Annotated in this window: 19 protein-coding genes, 1 tRNA gene, 2 rRNA genes and 1 riboswitch; of the genes, 4 read left to right on the top strand and 18 right to left on the bottom strand. The window is 48.2% G+C overall.

Annotated elements, in window-relative coordinates; genetic code table 11:
• Window positions 1–40: 40 nt before the first annotated feature.
• On the top strand, window positions 41–835 hold the full coding sequence (locus DFR62_RS10375; RefSeq protein ID WP_121300313.1) for a hypothetical protein: 795 nt from the start codon (window positions 41–43) through the stop codon (window positions 833–835).
• A 41-nt stretch (window positions 836–876) separates the two neighbouring features.
• Here the strand turns inward: DFR62_RS10375 and DFR62_RS10370 are convergent, their stop codons facing one another.
• The 6 genes from DFR62_RS10370 to DFR62_RS10345 all read right to left on the bottom strand — a co-directional run bounded on the left by DFR62_RS10370 (window position 877) and on the right by DFR62_RS10345 (window position 7,486).
• Window positions 877–1,869 carry a tRNA dihydrouridine synthase gene (locus DFR62_RS10370; RefSeq protein WP_058381748.1) on the bottom strand — a complete coding sequence of 331 codons (993 nt, stop codon included), beginning with the start codon at window positions 1,867–1,869 and terminating at the stop codon, window positions 877–879.
• Window positions 1,870–2,110: 241 nt separating this feature from the next.
• The gene (locus DFR62_RS10365) at window positions 2,111–3,211 is read right to left on the bottom strand and encodes a threonine aldolase family protein (protein ID WP_121300312.1); all 1,101 of its coding nucleotides are present in this window, start codon (window positions 3,209–3,211) and stop codon (window positions 2,111–2,113) included.
• A gap of 33 nt (window positions 3,212–3,244) precedes the next feature.
• Window positions 3,245–4,186 (bottom strand): sensor domain-containing diguanylate cyclase, encoded by a 942-nt coding sequence (locus DFR62_RS10360; RefSeq protein WP_121300311.1) that lies wholly within the window; start codon window positions 4,184–4,186, stop codon window positions 3,245–3,247.
• Window positions 4,187–4,403: 217 nt separating this feature from the next.
• Entirely contained in the window at window positions 4,404–5,249 is an 846-nt protein-coding gene (locus DFR62_RS10355; RefSeq protein WP_121300310.1) for a DegV family protein, read from the bottom strand.
• A 212-nt stretch (window positions 5,250–5,461) separates the two neighbouring features.
• Window positions 5,462–6,634: an acyl-CoA dehydrogenase family protein gene (locus DFR62_RS10350; protein WP_121300616.1), complete on the bottom strand. Its 1,173-nt coding sequence runs from the start codon at window positions 6,632–6,634 to the stop codon at window positions 5,462–5,464.
• Window positions 6,635–6,655: 21 nt separating this feature from the next.
• On the bottom strand, window positions 6,656–7,486 hold the full coding sequence (locus tag DFR62_RS10345) for a MetQ/NlpA family ABC transporter substrate-binding protein (protein WP_121300309.1): 831 nt from the start codon (window positions 7,484–7,486) through the stop codon (window positions 6,656–6,658).
• Window positions 7,487–7,583: 97 nt separating this feature from the next.
• Window positions 7,584–7,702, bottom strand: a riboswitch (SAM riboswitch).
• Between the two features lie 356 nt (window positions 7,703–8,058).
• Here DFR62_RS10345 and DFR62_RS10340 point away from each other — a divergent pair.
• Window positions 8,059–8,814: an SDR family NAD(P)-dependent oxidoreductase gene (locus tag DFR62_RS10340; protein WP_121300308.1), complete on the top strand. Its 756-nt coding sequence runs from the start codon at window positions 8,059–8,061 to the stop codon at window positions 8,812–8,814.
• 77 nt (window positions 8,815–8,891) lie between these two features.
• On the opposite strand, the gene groL is transcribed toward DFR62_RS10340, so the two are convergent.
• Both groL and groES read right to left on the bottom strand, forming a co-directional pair.
• Window positions 8,892–10,523 (bottom strand): chaperonin GroEL, encoded by a 1,632-nt coding sequence (gene groL / locus DFR62_RS10335; RefSeq protein WP_121300307.1) that lies wholly within the window; start codon window positions 10,521–10,523, stop codon window positions 8,892–8,894.
• A 37-nt stretch (window positions 10,524–10,560) separates the two neighbouring features.
• Entirely contained in the window at window positions 10,561–10,845 is a 285-nt protein-coding gene (groES, locus tag DFR62_RS10330; RefSeq protein WP_058381756.1) for a co-chaperone GroES, read from the bottom strand.
• A gap of 196 nt (window positions 10,846–11,041) precedes the next feature.
• On the opposite strand from groES, the gene DFR62_RS10325 reads away from it, so the two are divergent.
• Complete coding sequence (locus DFR62_RS10325) at window positions 11,042–11,812, top strand: CPBP family intramembrane glutamic endopeptidase (protein WP_175578549.1); 771 nt, start codon at window positions 11,042–11,044, stop codon at window positions 11,810–11,812.
• Between the two features lie 431 nt (window positions 11,813–12,243).
• Here the strand turns inward: DFR62_RS10325 and tatC are convergent, their stop codons facing one another.
• The 3 genes from tatC to DFR62_RS10305 all read right to left on the bottom strand — a co-directional run bounded on the left by tatC (window position 12,244) and on the right by DFR62_RS10305 (window position 13,973).
• Window positions 12,244–13,017 carry a twin-arginine translocase subunit TatC gene (tatC, locus tag DFR62_RS10315; protein ID WP_121300305.1) on the bottom strand — a complete coding sequence of 258 codons (774 nt, stop codon included), beginning with the start codon at window positions 13,015–13,017 and terminating at the stop codon, window positions 12,244–12,246.
• A 20-nt stretch (window positions 13,018–13,037) separates the two neighbouring features.
• Window positions 13,038–13,250 (bottom strand): twin-arginine translocase TatA/TatE family subunit, encoded by a 213-nt coding sequence (locus DFR62_RS10310; RefSeq protein WP_121300304.1) that lies wholly within the window; start codon window positions 13,248–13,250, stop codon window positions 13,038–13,040.
• A gap of 90 nt (window positions 13,251–13,340) precedes the next feature.
• Entirely contained in the window at window positions 13,341–13,973 is a 633-nt protein-coding gene (locus DFR62_RS10305; RefSeq protein ID WP_121300303.1) for a redox-sensing transcriptional repressor Rex, read from the bottom strand.
• Window positions 13,974–14,104: 131 nt separating this feature from the next.
• Here DFR62_RS10305 and DFR62_RS10300 point away from each other — a divergent pair, with 131 nt between their 5' ends.
• Window positions 14,105–16,048, top strand: a complete 1,944-nt coding sequence (locus DFR62_RS10300; RefSeq protein WP_121300302.1) for an ABC-F family ATP-binding cassette domain-containing protein — start codon at window positions 14,105–14,107, stop codon at window positions 16,046–16,048.
• Window positions 16,049–16,412: 364 nt separating this feature from the next.
• On the opposite strand, the gene tsaD is transcribed toward DFR62_RS10300, so the two are convergent.
• The 7 genes from tsaD to DFR62_RS10265 form a co-directional block, all read right to left on the bottom strand.
• Window positions 16,413–17,432, bottom strand: coding sequence for a tRNA (adenosine(37)-N6)-threonylcarbamoyltransferase complex transferase subunit TsaD (tsaD, locus tag DFR62_RS10295; RefSeq protein ID WP_121300301.1), 1,020 nt, complete (start codon window positions 17,430–17,432; stop codon window positions 16,413–16,415).
• The gene (rimI, locus tag DFR62_RS10290) at window positions 17,425–17,880 is read right to left on the bottom strand and encodes a ribosomal protein S18-alanine N-acetyltransferase (protein ID WP_121300300.1); all 456 of its coding nucleotides are present in this window, start codon (window positions 17,878–17,880) and stop codon (window positions 17,425–17,427) included. Before rimI ends, tsaD begins: the two co-directional genes overlap by 8 nt.
• A complete protein-coding gene (tsaB, locus tag DFR62_RS10285) occupies window positions 17,877–18,569 on the bottom strand; it encodes a tRNA (adenosine(37)-N6)-threonylcarbamoyltransferase complex dimerization subunit type 1 TsaB (protein ID WP_121300299.1) in 693 nt (230 codons plus the stop codon). The genes rimI and tsaB overlap by 4 nt, the downstream gene beginning before the upstream one ends.
• On the bottom strand, window positions 18,566–19,018 hold the full coding sequence (gene tsaE / locus DFR62_RS10280; RefSeq protein WP_121300298.1) for a tRNA (adenosine(37)-N6)-threonylcarbamoyltransferase complex ATPase subunit type 1 TsaE: 453 nt from the start codon (window positions 19,016–19,018) through the stop codon (window positions 18,566–18,568). The genes tsaB and tsaE overlap by 4 nt, the downstream gene beginning before the upstream one ends.
• 119 nt (window positions 19,019–19,137) lie before the next feature.
• Window positions 19,138–19,210 (bottom strand) — tRNA-Asp (locus tag DFR62_RS10275).
• Between the two features lie 9 nt (window positions 19,211–19,219).
• Window positions 19,220–19,335, bottom strand: a 5S ribosomal RNA gene (rrf, locus tag DFR62_RS10270).
• Window positions 19,336–19,397: 62 nt separating this feature from the next.
• Window positions 19,398–19,483: ribosomal RNA gene (locus DFR62_RS10265) — 23S ribosomal RNA — on the bottom strand; the annotation flags it as partial.

The following is a 19,483-nucleotide window of genomic DNA, read 5'->3' as shown; positions in this document are numbered from 1 at the left end:
AGCAACATACATCCATTTCACGAATGAAAGGCATGATCTCATGGGCATTGTCACATTAGTCATTTTGATTTTCTTACTTCCTTACGTCTGGTTTCTCTGGACTGGCATCAGCAATAAAACAGGCATGATGGAGAGATACCGCTGGAAAAAACCGCTGGCTACACTCCTGTTACTGGTCATCATCAGCGCAGCGCTGAATTGTTTTTATTCCAACGCCTACCAGCTGGCATTTTTCCAGAACGGTGTTGAATTGATGGTCGGCCTCATTGTCGCCGGTGCCTTCCTGGTGATTCTGTCGATCATCAATATTATCGTCGGCATCGTTTATAAAAACGCCCCCAAATCGTTCCACAACCCGAAAGTGGCTTGGACAGTTTCAATGTTCCTGTGTGCCACGATCCTGTTTTTCATCGTCTGGGTTTATCCTTTGGCGGAAAAAGCATCGTATATCACACAGCTCGAGTCAGCGATTGCCGCTGCAAATGAACAGCAAGATGGCGAGGAAATCACTGTCGTGTTCATGAGCTCCGAAAAACAATGCGTCCGCCGCAGAACCGAGAACTGCAACTCGAGCGATTACCAAAACGCTTTTTTCGTCCAAAATAACTTGGACGAGACGAAGCAAGTGCAAGTGCAAATACGTGCGCTCGACCACGAGCAAAACGAATTGAAATCTGTGGAGTCCAAGATCATGACGCTTCAAGCAGGCGAACTGAAACTAGTCGAGACAGAAGAAACATCGGACCAGGAAAGCATTTGGAGCCGCTCTTCATTTGAAACCGAAGTCCGGACGGCTTCTTACCAATCCATCTATCGTTACCGCGACGCCAATTAAAAAAATCCCTTTCCGCCTAGTTGCGGGAAGGGATTTTGCTTTTACGATTCAGTGTGCGTGCTGCTTCCTGCAGCGACCAGCTGGAATGCATCCAGCAAAGCGCGCACTTCATCGGTCGTCTCGGTGTGCATCAAATCATTGCGGAGTTCACCTGCACCGCGTACGCCACGCACATAAATCTTGAAGAAACGGCGCAACGGCTTGAAGGCGATCGGCTCGGTTTCCGTCGAGTATTTATCGTGAAGGTCCAAATGCAAGCGCAACAGGTCGAACAATTCCTGCGTGCTGTGCTCACGAGGCACTTCCTCAAAAGCGAACGGGTTATGGAAAATCCCGCGCCCGATCATGACGCCGTCGATGCCGTATTTATCTGCCAGCTCCTGGCCGGTCTTGCGGTCCGGGATGTCGCCGTTAATGGTGATCAAAGTATCCGGTGCGATCTCGTCGCGCAGCGCTTTGATTTCAGGAATGAGTTCCCAATGCGCAGGCACGGCGCTCATTTCCTTTTTCGTACGCAAATGGATCGACAAGTTGGCGATGTCCTGCTCCAAGACATGCGTCAACCAGCCTTTCCATTCGTCGACACTTGTGTAGCCAAGGCGCGTCTTGACGCTGACAGGCAAACCGCCCATTTTCGCAGCTTGGATGATCTCCGCAGCGTTATCGGGATAATTGATCAAGCCGCTGCCTTTTCCTTTGGCGGCAACGTTCGGTACGGGGCAGCCCATATTGATGTCGACGCCTTTAAAGCCTTGCGCCGCCATGCCAATGCTCATCTCGCGGAAATGCTCCGGCTTGTTGCCCCAGATATGGGCGACGATCGGCTGCTCATCTTCTGTGAACGTCAAACGCCCGCGTACGCTGTGGATGCCTTCCGGATGGCAATAACTTTCCGTATTTGTAAACTCCGTGAAATATACATCAGGGCTCGCCGCTGCCGCTACGACATGGCGAAACACCACATTTGTCACATCTTCCATCGGCGCCAATACAAAAAATGGCTTCGGCAATTCACGCCAAAAATTCTCTTTCATAACTCAATTCCAATCCTTTCCTTACGGGATGAAGCATTTCTTCATCCAAAAATTCACTGTCATCTATAGTAAGAATGCAAAAATATCAAATGGTTCACTACGTCTCGCTATCTTTTCTTAACCTTATACAGTTTACACGATTCCGCGCGCTGTGGAAAGAGAGGCGCTCCTGCTTCCGCTTGAACGCAAAAGCCCTTCCCGCAATCCGAAGATTGCCTGGAAGGGCTGAATAGACCATCTTCTATTCACTAAAGCGTTCTTTCATCTTTTGATCCAATCGCTTGAACGCCTGTTGAACCAAATCTGCTGGTATTTCTGCGTACCGGTCTCCCATCGACATTTCAAAATAACACGACCCGCTGGCCATTTCTTTCAAATAACTGGTGATGCCGATTCCTGTTTCTTGCTCAAGCTCCACGATGACCGGTTCTATTTCTTCTTTAGGATGCGCGAAATGGACATGGAACATATTCGAAACCGGCACTTCCGGCAAAGTCGCGATGTCCTGGCAGGAATTAAAGAGCACAGCCACTCGCTTCGCAGCTTCGAAATACTGCCCCATCTTCCCGGATCGCTCGTCGAAAGAATAATCGGCCGAGATGATATACGGATAGAGGCTGATCAAATCGCCCCCATGCCGCCTCTTCCACACTTTCGATTGCTTCATGAACGCTTCGTCCCCAGCCAGGATGGCGCCGGCAATTCCGCCGATTCCTTTGTATACGGATAAATAGACGCTATCGAATAAAGCACAAATTTCCGTTGCAGACTTTTCGTAATAAGGAGTGACTTCCAGCAAGCGTGCGCCGTCGAGATGAAGTTTGATCTGGTTTTCGCGGCAATAGTGCGAGATTTGTTCCAGCGTCTCGAAGCTTGGCAATTGCCCGCCAATTTCACGCTGCGGCAATTCCAACAGCACCGCTGCCACTTCCTCGTCCAACTCCGCCACATCTTTCAATTCCACGACACGGTCCGGGTCCGTCAAATACACCGATTCAATGCCATGCAATTCTTTCAACCCATCTTCTTCATGGATTTCCAAATGGCTGAGCGGATGGTAGGCCACTCGTTTCAGCCCTTTATCGTCGCACCAAATCCGCAGCGCAATCTGCTGTGCCATTGTGCCGCTCGGGAAGAAAACTGCCGTCTCTTTTCCTAAAAACGCCGCCATCTTCTCCTGAAATTCTTCAATAACCTGCCCACTTCCATACAAATCACTTTCGACATCATCCGCGACGTTTTCAAAAGCCTTTTTCAACACGCCGGCGTTGCGCGTGCCGTGATTCGCCAATTGATACGTCGCTTGCTTAAAGGCCGCTTGCAGTCGATTGAGTTCAGCCAATATCCCCACTCCTCAAAAGGCATTATTTTGAACTTAATAGAACGTATAGCGGTTCTTCCCTGCTTTTTTCGACTGATACAATGCTTGGTCTGCTTGTTGAAGAAGTTCTTTCAAATCACAATCCCCACCGGCCGCATATTGGGCAATGCCGATGCTCGCCGACAGCGGGTAATCGGCTTCCCAATCACTCAAGCTGTCGAGCAGGCGATTTGCCCAGCCGCTCAATTCTTCGGCACTGGCTGGTTCGGTAAAACAGACCAAAAATTCATCCCCGCCAAGGCGGATCGCCAAAGCATCCGGATGGACGGCAGTAAACTGCTGCAGCTTTGAGGCCACTTCTTTTAATACCACATCTCCTGTGTCATGGCCGTATAGATCATTGACCTTTTTAAAGCCATCCAAATCGAGGAAGAAGACCGCGCCTCCCGCCTTTGAATTTCCTTCAAAGAATCGCGTGAGAAAATGGCGATTGTACAGATCCGTCAACGAATCCCGGTATGCAAAGCGCTCGAGATCCAAGTAATAAGTGAACATCCGCACAATCCGCTGCAATAAAGTGATGCTTTTTGTATCGAACTGGCTTTTTTCATCGTTCACCGCACATAAAGTGCCGAACCGCTCCCCATTAATGAATGAAATCGGCAGCCCCAAATACGAGCGTACATTGGCCGCTTCGAGCTTTTCCTCAAATGCTCCCAGTGCATGCCCGTCTTTGACATCTTCATAGACCAATGGCTGCTTGTTCTTGAAATCGATGCGGCTGCACAGCGAATCCTCCAAATTCAACACGAGGCCCTCCGCTATGGGGATCGCCGTATCGTTCGGTGAATGCTTCAAGATTATTTGCTGGGCTTCGCTCATGGAGCTCAAGTAAAACAATTGATCCGGCAAAATCTCTTTGGCCAGGCCGATTACATCTTCCGCCAGCTCATCAAAATTCTTATACATTTCCAATTCCCGAAATGTCACCATCATTACGCACCTCAATTAGTGTTAGATTTCTTGTTCATCTTCTTTTGGTAAATTAATCTAACAGCACTTGTAAATAGCCAATATTTAACTATATTTATTAAAGTTTAACATAGAACGGCAGCCCGTGAAGCTTTCTTCAAAGACAGTGAAATAACAAAAACCCCGGATGGCAGCGCATGAATACGCAGTCCATCCAAGGTTCATGGTGATTTTTCCTGATTTAATAACTGACCCAGCTCAAGCCGGTCGTGCCTTCTCCGGCATGGACGCCCACACAGACGCTCAATGGGATGACGTCCACTTTAAGTCCCGAAAATTCCTTCATCAATTCATTTTTCCACTCTTCCGCACCGGCTTCATTATTGCAATGAATGACCGCCACTTCCGGCACCATGCCAGTTTCCATATCCGCGCGCAAGGCCGAATTGACGCTTTCCTTAGCGCGTTTGTTTGAACGGACTTTTTCTTTCATCGTCGTGACACCATCCACGAAAGTGATGACCACTTTGATATTGAGGATATTGCTGAGAAACGCCTGCGTCCCTGACACCCGTCCGCTTTTATGCAATTGGTTCAAACTCGATGGAATGAACGATAGATGCGATTTGGTGGTTAATTGATTGATGGTCTCTACGACTTCTTCGGGTTCTTTGCCGGCTGCGAACAATTCGTTGCCGATTTCGATCATTTTCCCCATCGGGAACGAACCGATTTTCGAGTCGACTGGATACACTTTGAAATCCGCCATCTCGGCAGCTGATTGCGCGCTGTCGAATGTGCCGGACAGGCCGCTCGACAAATGAAGCGCCACAGCAAAATCATAGCCTTCCGCTTGCAGTTTTTCATATAAAGCCATCATTTCGCCGATGGCCGGCTGTGAAGTTTTCGGCGACACTTTCGCCGCACGTAATTTATTATAAAATTCTCCCTGCGTCAGGTCGATCGACTCGCGGTACGACCCGTCGTCAAACACGACACTAAGGGGCAATACATAGACATTATGCCTTTGGATGAATGCATCATCCAATTGCGCTGCTGTATCCGTGATCCATGCGATTTTTTTCATTCTAAAAATTCCCCTCTAGATGCGAATTCCATATCGGAAGCAGTTGTCTGCTCTTGTTAACGTACAGGAGGCGCAGCCACAGCGGCTAGTGACAGATGTCACATAAGGAAAAATTAATGTAAGCGTCGACATAATTTGCACTTATCTCCGTAATTTCTTTCCAATTATAAAAAGAAAAAAGCCGCAGATCCCTGAAGATCCGCGGCTCCATCTCATTTAACCGGTTGTTTCGATTTCGCTTTGCCAATCGCAAAATCCGCAAGCGACGGAATGAGCATGTCTTCCATCGGCGGGTTGTGAAGCCCCGCCCGCACATCGCGGTAATAGCGCTGCAAAGGCGATTTTTCCGACAGGCTGTGTGCACCTGCGACGCGCATCGCCAAATCCACGATATCGACAGCTGAATTCGTCACCGCGACTTTCACGGCCCCGAGTTCCGCAGCCATCTGCGAGCGCTGTTCGTCGTCCGATTCGTCCCATTGTTTCGCGACGGAATAAAGAAAATGCCGCGCCCGCTGCAATTCCAATTCGATTTGGCCAATCTTTTGTTTCACGTTCGGCAGCTCGATAATCGGCCCGTTCAAGCTATTCGGTGAATACTCCTGAGCAAAGCGGATTGCGTAATCCTGCGCGGCCTGTGCGATTCCGAGATAGCACGCCGGAATATGCAGCAGCCATCCAGCTGGCTGCTTTTTCCCGGGCACACTGATTTCGACCAAAGCTTTTTCCTCCACGTGAACATTTGTCAACACCAAATCATGGCTTCCGGTGCCGGTCATGGCCACGCTATCCCAGGTTTCGTCGATCGCTATACCGTCAGCCGATCGCGGAATGAGAAAGTAGCCGACTTCTCCGGTCTCTTCAATCACAGCGGTCACGTTGAAGTAATCCAATACCGGCGCCATCGACGTGAACGACTTGCGTCCATCAATGACCCACGAATCGCCAACTTTTCTCGCTGTGGTGGACGGCTTGCCGCCTCTTGTCGGGCTGCCGGTCTGCTTTTCGGTCGCGCAATTATTGATCAATGCGCCACGCGCTTTGATGTCGTCAAATAAAGCTTCAAGTACCGATTCTTCCCATTTACCGGTCTCGCCCAAATCTTGAACGATGCCCATATGCCAGCCGATCGATAATCCCGTCGACCCGTCTGCTCGGCTAATTGCTTCCTGATAGCGCAGCAACTCAGACAAAGAAATGCCCGCTCCGCCGTATTCTTTCGGAATCGTCAACGCGGGATAGTTGATCGCTTTCAGCTCATTGAAATTTTCGAAAGGAAATTTTCGTTCCGAATCGTTATGCGCGGCCCGTTCCGTAAACGGTGCGACTGTTTCATTCAATATGTCCATGCGTTCTTCAAATGTCTTCGCTTTTAGGATATCCATCATTCTTCACCTTTCTCCTATCTATTGCGTCCATTCCTCCGTCAAAATGAAGCCGTCGTACTGCTCATTCGACTCGATATATTCCTGGAACTCCTCGGATTCGTAAGCGTCTTTCAAATCTTTCGCCCACTGAGTATCCGCGTTTTCTTCCTCGATTGTCACCACAATCCGATGCTGTTCGGGCGTATTCTCGATTTTCAAGGCATCCGTAATCTTGCGGTCCGGCGCATTGGCAATATAATTGCCGTTGACGACGCCAAAGTCGATATCCTGCAGCGACACCAGGATCTGCGCTGGGTCCAAGACTTTCAAGTCCAGGTCATAATCCGCATTTTCCACTGCGTTCAAATTAAAATCCGTCACGCCTGCATCGTCTGACACCGTCACCCACCCGAGTTCCTCGAGTATGCGCACTGCGCGTTCCTGATTGACCGGATCATTCGGCAAGCCGACAGTCGAACCATCCTTCACCTCATCCAAAGATTGATGATGCACCGAATACAAACCTTGAGGCGCGCTCGGCACAAAAGCGATCCCCGTCATGTCCATGCCCAATTCCTCGTTGATCCCTTCCATATACGCTGTGCTCTGGAAAATGCTCGCATCGATCGAGCCTTCCTGCATCGCCGGGTTCAACTGCATGTTTTGGGAAAAAGTTGTTGTATCCACTTTATACCCTTTCTCCTCCAAAATAGGCAAGATCCCTTCCTTGAATTGCTGCTCATACGTCCCGACGCCAAAGCCGACACGCACTTCTTTCTTGTCTTCCCCCGAAGCTTCACCGCTATCGCCGCATCCCGCTAATAATAGCGCACCCGAAATCCCGAGCACTCCAATCAAACGCTTGTTCATCTGCCATCTCTCCCTGGTCTTTTTTATTTTGAATGAAATATGGCCAAATAGAAAAACCCCTCTTCATAAAAAAGAAGAGAGGCTCACCGTCCGGCTCTTCTCATCTCTCAAATGCTCACGCACCTGCTGGATTTGGCACAGTTTCAAATTGGAATTCCAATCTGTTCCGCTGCCGAAGCTTCAAAGGGCCAGTCCCTCCACTTCTCTGGATAAGAAATTATGTACTCAGTTTTAATGACGAGTAATTTGATATGATTAATACAATATCAGAGCTTTGATTTTATCGCAATAGAGGATTTCGAAATCATACTATAAAAACACTTCTCCCTACTAAATTGGAAAGGAGTGTTTCCATGTACTGTTTCTTGCTGAGATATTTTGTATGTTTCTTTGCTAGCAGGAAAATAGTGTATAATCTTCATTTAAGAACTCTCATAATTCCAAACACTCTAATATTGAATTTTCCAGTTTATAAAATGCTGTTTCTTTCACTTCAGCAGCCAGCACAATCTCATGAGAGTTTCATTGTTTCTGTACACTTGCTATCTATTCATTTCAATGGAGGGATTCACATGAAGTACACGGTAATCACAGGCGCCAGCTCAGGAATCGGATATGAAGCTGCTGTGGCTTTCGCGACACGCGGCAAAAACCTTATTCTTGTGGCAAGAAGGGAAGCCGAGCTCAACAATCTAAAAGAAAACATTCAAAGCATGAACTCGGATCTGGACGTCGTCATCAAACCCACTGACCTATCCGACAGCGGGCAGGTCCATGCACTATACGAAAGCCTCAAAGAATACGATATTGAAACCTTCGTCAACAACGCCGGCTTCGGAAACAGTGCTACCGTCGCTGAGCAGGATGTAACTAAAACGGAAAAGATGCTGCGCGTAAATGTTGAAGCACTCACCACGCTTTCCACTCTTTATGCACGTGATTATGCGGACCGGGAAGGTGCACAGCTCATCAACGTATCCTCTGACTTGGGATACAGAATCGTGCCAAATGCCGTTACATACGCTGCGACCAAATTTTACGTGAGCGCCTTTACAGAAGGTCTTGCCCAGGAACTGCAGGATAACGGAGCTCGGTTGAAAGTGAAAATCCTCGCACCATCCATGACAGAAACCGAATTCGTGAAAACGGCGCGGGAGATCGATGACTTCAGCTATAGCGACAATGTGCAGAAGTTCCACACCGCAAAAGAGATGGCACAGTTTATGCTGGAGCTTCACGATAGCGAACAGATTGTTGGGAAGGTCAATAGTGAGACCTATGAGTTCGAGTTGATGGATCCGGTTTTTCAGTATACTTCGAGAAAGTAAGCTCCCCTATAGTTCCGATATCAAAAAATCCCCTCTCACATAATGTGAGAGGGGATTTTTCTAAATGGGCTGATGGCTTACATCATGCCGCCCATGCCGCCCATATCAGGCATGCCGCCGCCAGCTGGTGCTGGTTCTGGCAAGTCTGCTACGACTGCTTCAGTTGTGAGGAACATAGCTGCAACAGATGCTGCGTTTTGCAGTGCAGAACGCGTCACTTTCGTTGGGTCTACAATGCCTTGTTCAAGCATGTTGACCCATTCGCCTGTTGCCGCGTTGTAGCCGATGCCGACTTCTTCCGTTTTCAGGCGGTGAACGATGATCGAGCCTTCAAGGCCAGCGTTCGTTGCGATTTGGCGAACCGGCTCTTCAAGTGCACGCAGCACGATGTTGATGCCTGTCGCGACGTCGCCTTCTTGCTCTGTCGCAATTTGCGCCACTTGGTTGTAGACGTTGATAAGCGCTGTACCGCCGCCTGCCACGATGCCTTCTTCAACCGCTGCGCGTGTTGCGTTCAATGCGTCTTCGATACGCAATTTACGCTCTTTCAATTCTGTTTCAGTTGCTGCGCCGACTTTGATGACTGCTACGCCGCCAGCAAGTTTCGCGAGGCGCTCCTGCAGTTTTTCGCGGTCGAATTCAGAAGTCGTTTCTTCCAATTGGCTGCGGATTTGCGCCACGCGAGCGATGATTTTCTCGGAATCGCCATTGCCTTCAACGATTGTCGTATTATCTTTAGAAACGACGACTTTCGCTGCGCGTCCAAGTTGTGCAATGTTTGTGGATTTCAGGTCAAGACCGAGGTCTTCTGTAATCACTTCAGCGCCAGTGAGAGCGGCAATGTCTTCAAGCATCGCTTTTCTGCGATCGCCGAATCCAGGAGCTTTCACAGCTACTGCGTTGAATGTGCCGCGCAATTTGTTTACGACAAGTGTTGCCAACGCTTCGCCTTCAACATCTTCAGAGATGATGAGTAGCGGTTTGCTTTGCTGGACGACTTGCTCAAGCACTGGAAGGATTTCCTGGATATTGCCGATTTTCTTGTCAGTGACAAGGATAAACGGGTTTTCAAGAACTGCTTCCATTTTATCGGAATCTGTCACCATGTATGGAGACTGGTAGCCGCGGTCGAATTGCATCCCTTCTACAACGTCAAGTTCCGTCGTGAAGCCGCGTGATTCTTCCAAAGTGATGACGCCATCGTTGCCGACGCGCTCCATTGCTTCTGCGATCAATTTGCCGACTTCCTCGTCGCCAGAAGAAATCGCCGCTACTTGAGCGATCGATTCTTTGCCTTCGATTTGTTGAGAAATGGATTGCAATCCAGTAACCGCGCTTTCCACAGCAAGTTCGATGCCGCGGCGGATGCCGACAGGGTTGGCGCCAGCTGTGACGTTCTTCAAGCCTTCACGGATCATCGCTTGTGCAAGAACCGTCGCAGTCGTTGTACCGTCACCTGCGATATCGTTCGTTTTGGAAGCAACTTCCGCCACAAGTTTCGCGCCCATGTTTTCAAACGCGTTTTCAAGCTCGATTTCTTTGGCGATCGTTACGCCATCGTTTGTAATAAGCGGCGTCCCGAATTTCTTCTCAAGCACGACATTGCGCCCTTTTGGCCCAAGCGTTACTTTGACTGCGTCCGCTAATTTATCTACACCTTGCAGCATCAAGCTGCGTGCATCTTCACTGAACTTAATATCTTTTGCCATGATTCGGTTCCTCCTATTAAATAGAATTTATGCTTATTTAGCCGACAATCGCAAGGATGTCGTTTTCACGTAAAATTAAGTATTCTTTGCCTTCGTATTTCAATTCTGTGCCCGCATATTTCGAAAAGACGACGCGGTCTCCTTCAGTTACGTCCAGCTCTGTGCGCTGTCCGTTTTCACGGATAAGTCCATTCCCTACCGCAATCACTTTGCCTTCCTGCGGCTTTTCCTGTGCCGTTCCTGGCAAGACGATTCCGCTAGATGTCTTTTCTTCCACTTCGACGAGCTCAATGATGACACGATCTCCTAATGGTCTTAACAATTGAAACACCCTCCTCAAATTAAGTAACTACTAGTCGCTTAGCACTCTCAACCTCTGAGTGCTAACCCATAGATAAGTTTAATAAAATCTTCAGTTAATTGCAAGCAGAAACCCTAGGCCGTTTTGAATTCTTTGCGCCTTTTTCCGTTAAGCCCTACAATAAAAGGAGCACGTGAAAAGAAAGGAATTTAACTACATGACCTCAACCGATAAAACCGCCTCTCCCTCGAAAGCGAAAGGGTATAAGCGCAAAAACATGCGTACGCCGCTCCTGGTCCTGCTCGTCTTCGTAGCCGTTCAGCTCATGCCGATCCTCTTTATCGGCCCGACACTCGGCTATTTCCGCGACCAAGGGCTTGACGATGCCACAGCTCGCGCTTCCACATCCGGATGGCTGATCTTCCTGACGATGGGCGTCGGCTTTTTAGTTACAATGATCCTCATCTTGCGCGACCGCAACTTCTTCAATATTTGGAAAGGCAAAAAATCGAGCCTCCCCGCTGCAATCGGCTGGGGTATCCTCGGTTTTCTGTTGTTGATCATCGGCCAATCAATCGCTGCCATGATCGAAATGGCAATCGGCATCGACCCGGGATCCGCCAATACCCAGACGCTCGTCCGAATCGCTGAAGTCGTGCCGTACGCGATCATCGCGGTGGTCCTGTTCGGCCCGATCCTCGAAGAACTCGTCTTCCGCAGAGTCGTCTTCGGCTCCTTGAACCAAACGATGAACTTCTGGATCGCCACAGCCATCTCGGCGCTCGTCTTCGCACTCGTCCATCTCGAGTTCACGCATCTCCTGCTCTACTTCACGACCGGACTGATCCTGGCAGCCCTCTATCAGCGGACCAAGCGCATCCTTACCCCAATCATTGCGCACATCCTGCTGAACGGCTACGTCATGCTCATCCAGCTCAATATGGACAAAATCGAAACCTTCATCAAACAAATGGAAAATCTGCAATAACCCAAAAACCGCCACTCCTTTGTTGGAGCGGCGGTTTTTAATCTCTATAAGAGAAAAATAAGAAGATACGATAGTATTGAAGTTGGCATCAGTTAGCTAGGAGGTAACTAAAGTGTTGAGTGCGTGATGAAATGTCCGTTCCACTCTAAAATTAGCGACGGAGCGAAAGGGGCTGACCCCTGTGGGACATAGCGAATGAATAAGTGAAGAGAAGCTGAGCTTATTCATTTGCGACATATCTGCTTGTAGGTATGTCGCAGGGGCTTCTTTGTCACATCGGCTCAACACCCGCCCTATCCCCGGGCAGTTGAAAACGCGACGTCCTGTCGCTTCAACTGCATGACCCGCATCCTGCGGGCCCCAAGCATTCGCCAGGAGCGCAATCTCCTGTCCCCACCCCATTTTCTTTCCAAACAAAAAACCTCCCGCCATCATTTCGGCGGAAGGTCTCCTGTCTGTTCTTCAATTGCCTGCTGCTGTTCTGCCCGCAGGAACTTACGATATCCGATGCGCGCAATGATCACACTGAATTCATAGAGCAAAATCAGCGGCAAAGTAACTAGCATATGCGAGACAATATCCGGCGGCGTAATGAACGCGGCGATTGTCACCAGCGCCAAGTACGCATACTTCCGGTACTTCGTCATCATCATCGGCGTCAAAATGCCGAGACGCGTCAAAAACAGCATCAACACCGGCAGCTGGAAGATAAAGCCGAACGGCAAAGTAATTTGGAACAAAAACTGGAAATACTCATTGATCCCAATCGTCTCCTGGATATCCAGGTTCTCCGAAATATTGAGCATGAACCCGATGACGTACGGGAACAGCACCAAATAGGAAAACGCAATCCCGCCGATAAACAAGGACAAGGAAAATGGGATATACCCAAGCGTCACTTTTCGCTCCCTGTCAGAGAGTCCGGGACTGATGAATGCCCAAAATTGGTACATGATCAATGGCGACGTGATGATCAATGCCAAAATCATCATGACTTGCATATATATCTTAATCGGATCGGTAATCTTGAACGCGTTCAGCGTCAGATTCCGCGCCTCTTCACTGAACTGCAAATAGCGGATCAGCGGCTCGGCGAGGAAGAATCCCGCAATGAGCGCGAACAGAAAGAAAACGACTATCAAGGTCAGCCGTTTTCTGAGTTCACCTATATGTTCAACTACCGTCATTTCATTTTGTTGGTTCATCGGACAAACATCCTATCGTGTTACTTGTGCTCGTCTTTCTTGTCTAGATCGTTTTTCTTCGCTGTTTCGACTTTCTTGTCATCTTCATCGTCATCAGCCAATCCTTTTGTCGCGTTTTTGAATTCGCGCAAGGAAGAACCGAATGCTTTACCTAGTTCCGGCAATTTTTTCGGGCCGAAAATCAGCAAGGCAACAATCCCGATGATGATTAAACTTAGTGGACCTGGAGCCATATCAGACACCTCCTGTAGTATGCTTCTAGTGTACATGAAACACGGCCTTTTGGCTATTTGCAATGGCCGTTCAAATGTGAAGGTTTTATGTTAATCATGCTTGATCTGATAGATCAAAGTCTGCAGTTCGACCGATAAATCAATCGTCTGGACACGGATATGTTCAGGCACAGAAATGCGTACCGGCGTGAAATTGAGTATGCCTTTAATGTCTGTCTGCGCGAGCCGGTCGGTGACTTCCTGTGCCGACCGCGATGGCACCGTCAAAATGACTACTTCGACGCCGTACTGCTTAATCTTCTCTTCAATCAAATCCGGATGGTACGTATCGATGCCGCTGATCTGCTTCCCTTCATGGGGGCTGTTCGTATCAAAGGCGAGGATGATTTTCGTGTTGTGATTGCGGTGGAAATTGTATTTTAAAAATGCGCTGCCGAGGCTGCCGACACCGATCAAGGCGACATTCGTCGCTTCGTCCTGGTCTAGCGTCTTGCGGAAAAAAGCCAAAAGCTCCTGCACATCATAGCCATAGCCTTTTTTGCCAAGTGCGCCAAGATGGGAAAAATCGCGGCGGATGGTCGCCGAATCAATTTTCATCGCTTCGCTCAACTCCTGCGAAGAAATGCGCTTTTGTCCAGCATTGGCAAAATTCTGGAGAAACCGGTAATACAAGGGCAGCCGCTTCGTTGTCGCTTGCGGGATTTTATGGGATTCGTCAAGCATGGGATCGCTTCCTTCTGAACTGTTGTCAAATCGTATCAATCTTACATGACAGGCCTTGATATGTAAAGGCTTGCGTAATTGCGAAGCGCCCGTCCATCAGCTACACTTAAGAAGAATAGAGGTGACCCTAAATGATCGTATTGCAAGTCAATCAAATCCATAAATCATTCGGTGCCGAGGAAATCATCTCAGGCGCCAAACTTGAAGTCCAGCACCGTGACCGGGTCGCACTCGTCGGCCGAAACGGTGCCGGAAAATCCACATTATTGAAAATCATCGCCGGTGAAATGTCTTACGACAGCGGCGATTTGATTATGCCGAAAGATTTGACGATCGGCTATTTGGAACAACAAACCGACTTGAATTCAGACGCCACTGTATGGCAGGAAATGATGAAGATCTTCGCCCATTTCCGGGACCAGGAAGCGAAGCTGCGCCAACTTGAAGCGGCGATGGCCGATCCAGATATCTACAACGATGCAGAACGCAACGCCAAGGTCATGCAAGAATATGACCTCCTCCAGACTCATTTCAAAGATGCCGGCGGGTATCAGTTCGAAGCCGATACGCGCGCGGTCTTGCACGGTATGAAGTTCTACGCTGAAGACTATGAAAAGAAAATCACTTCCCTGTCAGGCGGCCAGAAAACCCGCCTCATGCTTGCGAAGCTTCTTCTTGCCAAACCTCAGCTGTTGATTCTCGATGAGCCGACCAACCACTTGGACATCGAAACCTTGAGCTGGCTCGAAAATTATTTGAAGAATTACCCGGGCGCTTTGCTCATCGTCTCGCATGACCGTTATTTTCTCGACCAAGTCGTCACGCTCGTTTACGAAGTGTCACGCAAGAAGGTCCGTAAATACACCGGCAACTACAGCCGTTATTTGAGCGAAAAAGCGAAACAATACGAACTCGACCGCAAACATTACGAGAAAGAGCAAAGCGAGAAAGCCAAGCTGGAAGACTATGTCGCCCGCAACCTGGTCCGTGCTTCGACGACGAAAATGGCGCAAAGCAGACGCCGTGTCCTCGAGAAAACCGACTGGATGGAAGCTCCGGAAGGCGACGAAAAATCAGCACGCTTCGGCTTCGACATCCAAAAACAAAGCGGCAACGATGTCTTGAACGTCCAAGCCTTGTCTGTCGGCTATGGCGACCAGCCGGTGTCGAACAACATCTCGCTGAAACTTTACCGCACCGACAGCCTCGCACTTGTCGGCCCGAACGGTGTCGGCAAATCGACGCTGCTCAAGACCATCATGAAAGAATTACCTGCACTTGCAGGTGACATCCATTACGGCACCGGCATCCAATTCGGCTATTACGACCAGGAACAAGCGAACTTAAAAGGCAACAAGCTCGTCCTCAACGAATTATGGGACGACTACCCGCATGTAAATGAAAAAGACATCCGGGGCATCCTCGGACGTTTCTTATTCACTGGAGACGATGTCCTGAAGCCGGTATCGACTTTATCGGGCGGCGAAAAAGCGCGTGTGGCACTTGCTAAGCTCATGATGCAAAAAGCCAATGTCCTGCTGCTTGATGAGCCGACCAACCATTTGGACCTCGACAGCAAAGAAGTGTTGGAAAACGCCTTGATCGACTATCCAGGCACATTATTATTCGTTTCCCACGACCGCTATTTCATGAATCGAATCGCCACAAAAGTGGTAGAACTGTCCCGAGACGGCACAACCGAGTATTTGGGCGATTACGATTACTTTGTAGAGAAAAAACTCGAAACTGAAGAACTCGCGGCACTTGATGCACTCGAAGCAAAAGCGAAACAGCCGGAAATCCAAACGTCTGCCTCCACTTCACAAATCGACAAAGAAGCCAAAAAGCTCGAACGCCAGTTAGTAAGGAAAAACACCGAAATCGAACAGGCGATGGAATCACTCGATGAAGAAATCGCAGCGATTGAAGAGCAATTATGCGAACCGGATATTTTCCAGGACCATGAACGCGTCATGCCGTTGCAATCACGTCTCGAAGAGCTGAAGCACTCACATGAAGAAACCATGGCCGAATGGCTCGAACTGCAAGAACAACTTGAAGAAATAAATTCCTGACCGCATACTGGGTATGCGGTTTTTCTTTTCCCTACATATAGGTCAATACCATTTACCAAAATAAATATTTCCACAGATTTGTACACAATAGAAGAGTTGTAAAATCAACTATCAACAGAGTTACAAACATTATCCACAGGACCCTTTTCTTTTATCCACATAGTTTTCCACCTTCAACTCCACAATATATAGGAAATCCACTATTTATCGATAGGTTGTTAACAGCTTATTCACAAATTGTGCATAAGTACAAATGTTCTCTATTGACAGAAAATACATTTCTATGTCCTTGTAAGATTTGGATATTATTCATAAAAAAAGAAGCATTACCGCAATTCTCACTAAATTGCGGTAATGCTTTCAGTTAAATCCATGAACTCAAGGGCATGCCCGGGCGCCCATTCATAGCCATATCTCCTGTTAATCCTTTTTCGTACATAACCGTTCCAGCCGCTGCAATCATAGCTGCATTATCTGTACAAAGCGGCAGCGGCGGAATAAAGAAGGGGATATTCTCTTTTTCAAAAGTCTCAGTCAGCGATTGGCGTAAGCCTTTATTGGCTGCTACACCACCGGCTGCAATCACTTGTTGAACGCCAAATTCCCTTGCTGCACGCAAAGTTTTGGACGTTACAACTTCCACGACGCTGTTTTGGAATCCTGCGGCAACAGCTTCCGGTACAGGCGTTTCCCCGCGCTGCTTCATATTGTGCATATAATTCAACACAGATGATTTCAATCCGCTGAAGCTGAAGTCATAGGATCCTTCTTCCAGCCAAACCCGCGGAAACTCGACCGCTTCCACACTTTGATGCGCCAATCGGTCGATATGCGGCCCGCCAGGATATGGCAAGTTCAATGTCCGCGCCACTTTGTCGTAGGCTTCTCCTGCAGCATCATCCCTAGTTTCTCCGATGACTGTAAAATCACCATGTTCTTTCATGAGGATCAACTCAGTATGCCCTCCGGAAATGACCAACGACAAAAGCGGGAATTCCATTTCCTGCTCTAATCGATTCGCATATATATGGCCTGCGATATGATGAACACCAACTAGCGGCAAGCTATGCGCAAACGCAAACGCTTTTGCTGCATTAACACCAACTAGCAAGGCTCCGACTAAGCCCGGTCCTTCTGTAACCGCCACTGCAGACAACTCGGATGGTGTTAACTCCGCCTGCTGCAAGGCTTCTTCAATTACAATCGTGATTTGCTCGACATGATGTCTCGATGCAATTTCCGGCACAACGCCACCGAAGCGCTTATGGCTCTCAATTTGCGATGCCACCACATTGGAGATGATTTCTGTCCCGTTTTTTACGACTGAAGCCGCTGTTTCGTCGCAACTCGTTTCTATTCCCAATACATAAATGTCTTTATTCATCGAAATTCACCCACATAACTATGGCATCTTCCTGATTATCCGTATAATAACCTTTTCGGATGCCACCATTTTTGAATCCTAGTTTCTTATATAAATTAAGCGCAGCTATATTGCTGACACGTGCTTCCAATGTCATCAATTTCGCCCCTTGCGCTTTTGCAGTTTCTATTGCCTCTTTCATTAATGCTTCCCCAAACTTCTTGCCCCGTTCTTTGGGGGAGATGGCGATATTCGTAATATGTGCTTCGTCCATGACAAGCCACATGCCACAGTAACCAACGACTCCTTCTTGCGTTTCAGCCAACACATAATAAGCAAATTCGTTTTTCAGCATCTCTTGCTCAAATGCCTCTTTTGTCCAGGCTAGCGTAAACGATTGCTTTTCAATCTCGTACACTTCATTTACATCATGAATAGTCATTTTCCGAAATTTCACTGATTCGCTCATTGGCCTTTTCCTTCATCCGTTTTTGCAAGATTCGCTTCCGCTTCTGTAATCCGGCGATATTCAGGAACCGTGTGGTGTACTTCTTTCGCTTCTTCAGCCGCTGCCAATGCAATCAAATTCGATGCTCTTGGCAGTCTATTTTGGTACGGTGCAAAATAGGCCAAGTCCCCAAGCATTTCCTCAATTATTGAACGATGAATTTCAAGGTCAGTCCCTGTAAACAAAACAGATTGTCCATGTGCACGGACTTGTTCCAAAAACGTCTTGAAGTCACTATGGCGATCTGAAAGGACCGTTGACAGCTGACGCCCATCATAAAGTGCAGTAAAAGCGGTACCGCGTCTTGCATCCATCACAGGGCAAATCAGACCATTAAATCCCTGCCCGTTCGCTGCGAGAACCTTCAAACTTGATACAGTAGTCAACGGAATTTTCAACGACCACGCGAGAGTTTTCGCGATCGTCAGGCCAATTCGAACTCCTGTATAGGATCCAGGTCCTTCTGCAACAACAATTTGCGTTAAATCACCCGGAGCAATTTTCGCTTTTTTCATCAAATCCTCTACTGCAGGCATAGCAGTTAAGGAATGATTGATCTTTAAATTTTGAGTTTCTTCTATTAATACTGTATCGTCTTTCACCAAAGCGATAGCTAGCGGCGAATTCGACGTATCGATTCCTAAAATCATTGCATTAGCTCCCTGCATAAGTTTTCGTAACGGACACCATGCGGCTGAAACTCCACTTCACGCCCTTCTTCAGACAAGCGGCGAATGACAATGTCCAAGCGTTCCTCCGGCAAATAATCCTCGATGAACTGAGCCCATTCAATTACTGACACAGCTTCTTCTGCAAACAATTCATCAAAACCAATATCTTCATCACTATTTTCCAAGCGGTATACATCAAAATGATTCAGATTTAATCGGCCTTCATATTGCTTAAGGATAGTGAAAGTCGGGCTATTGACCGTTCGTTCGATGCCGAGCCCTTTGGCCAATCCCTTAGTAAAAGTCGTCTTTCCTGCCCCTAGGTCACCTTCCAGTGTTAGAAGATCTTGAGGCTGTAAAAGCAAAGCCAATCGAATGGCAAGTTTCTCTGTCTGTTCCGGCGATTGCACTGTAATTGTAAAGCTCATGTCTCTTCACCTCGTTTGAGTCTTTTCATAGTTTAGCGGAGATAGCCGTCCAAATCAAAATATATTGTTTCCATAGAAAAAGAGCACAGCGGGTTCGCTGTGCTCACTTTTTGGAATGACGGTCCCGACCGGGATCGAACCGGCGATCTCCTGCGTGACAGGCAGGCATGTTAACCGCTACACCACGGGACCAAAATTATAGACCAGCGACGTCCTACTCTCACAGGGGGAAACCCCCAACTACCATCGGCGCAAAAGAGCTTAACTTCCGTGTTCGGGATGGGAACGGGTGTGGCCTCTTTGCCATCATCACTGGACTTTTGAGCTTGTTCGCTCAAAACTGGATAAATCGACATTGTGGGAAACAGTTTTCAGTTTGTTGGTTAAGTCCTCGATCGATTAGTATTCGTCAGCTGCACGTGTCGCCACGCTTCCACCCCGAACCTATCTACCTCATCGTCTTTG

It is taken from the genome of Planococcus citreus (assembly GCF_003664125.1).
GTDB lineage: Bacteria > Bacillota > Bacilli > Bacillales_A > Planococcaceae > Planococcus > Planococcus citreus.
The sequence above is the reverse complement of the archived record's forward strand: the minus strand, read 5'-3'. Positions and strand labels throughout refer to the sequence as shown.

Bases quoted from the DNA above. Each gene is read 5' to 3' on its own strand.
- groL (WP_121300307.1), bottom strand. From the start codon at position 10,523: ATGGCAAAAGATATTAAGTTCAGTGAAGATGCACGCAGCTTGATGCTG.
- DFR62_RS10305 (WP_121300303.1), bottom strand. From the start codon at position 13,973: ATGCTTGACGAATCCCATAAAATCCCGCAAGCGACAACGAAGCGGCTG.
- DFR62_RS10360 (WP_121300311.1), bottom strand. From the start codon at position 4,186: ATGATGGTGACATTTCGGGAATTGGAAATGTATAAGAATTTTGATGAG.
- tsaB (WP_121300299.1), bottom strand. From the start codon at position 18,569: ATGATTTTAGGAATCGATACGTCGAATTCGCCGCTAGCTATCGCTTTG.
- DFR62_RS10350 (WP_121300616.1), bottom strand. From the start codon at position 6,634: ATGGATATCCTAAAAGCGAAGACATTTGAAGAACGCATGGACATATTG.
- DFR62_RS10300 (WP_121300302.1), top strand. From the start codon at position 14,105: ATGATCGTATTGCAAGTCAATCAAATCCATAAATCATTCGGTGCCGAG.
- DFR62_RS10340 (WP_121300308.1), top strand. From the start codon at position 8,059: ATGAAGTACACGGTAATCACAGGCGCCAGCTCAGGAATCGGATATGAA.
- DFR62_RS10375 (WP_121300313.1), top strand. From the start codon at position 41: ATGGGCATTGTCACATTAGTCATTTTGATTTTCTTACTTCCTTACGTC.
- tatC (WP_121300305.1), bottom strand. From the start codon at position 13,017: ATGAACCAACAAAATGAAATGACGGTAGTTGAACATATAGGTGAACTC.
- DFR62_RS10325 (WP_175578549.1), top strand. From the start codon at position 11,042: ATGACCTCAACCGATAAAACCGCCTCTCCCTCGAAAGCGAAAGGGTAT.
- tsaD (WP_121300301.1), bottom strand. From the start codon at position 17,432: ATGAATAAAGACATTTATGTATTGGGAATAGAAACGAGTTGCGACGAA.
- tsaE (WP_121300298.1), bottom strand. From the start codon at position 19,018: ATGAGCTTTACAATTACAGTGCAATCGCCGGAACAGACAGAGAAACTT.
- rimI (WP_121300300.1), bottom strand. From the start codon at position 17,880: ATGAGCGAATCAGTGAAATTTCGGAAAATGACTATTCATGATGTAAAT.
- DFR62_RS10355 (WP_121300310.1), bottom strand. From the start codon at position 5,249: ATGAAAAAAATCGCATGGATCACGGATACAGCAGCGCAATTGGATGAT.
- DFR62_RS10345 (WP_121300309.1), bottom strand. From the start codon at position 7,486: ATGAACAAGCGTTTGATTGGAGTGCTCGGGATTTCGGGTGCGCTATTA.
- DFR62_RS10370 (WP_058381748.1), bottom strand. From the start codon at position 1,869: ATGAAAGAGAATTTTTGGCGTGAATTGCCGAAGCCATTTTTTGTATTG.
- DFR62_RS10310 (WP_121300304.1), bottom strand. From the start codon at position 13,250: ATGGCTCCAGGTCCACTAAGTTTAATCATCATCGGGATTGTTGCCTTG.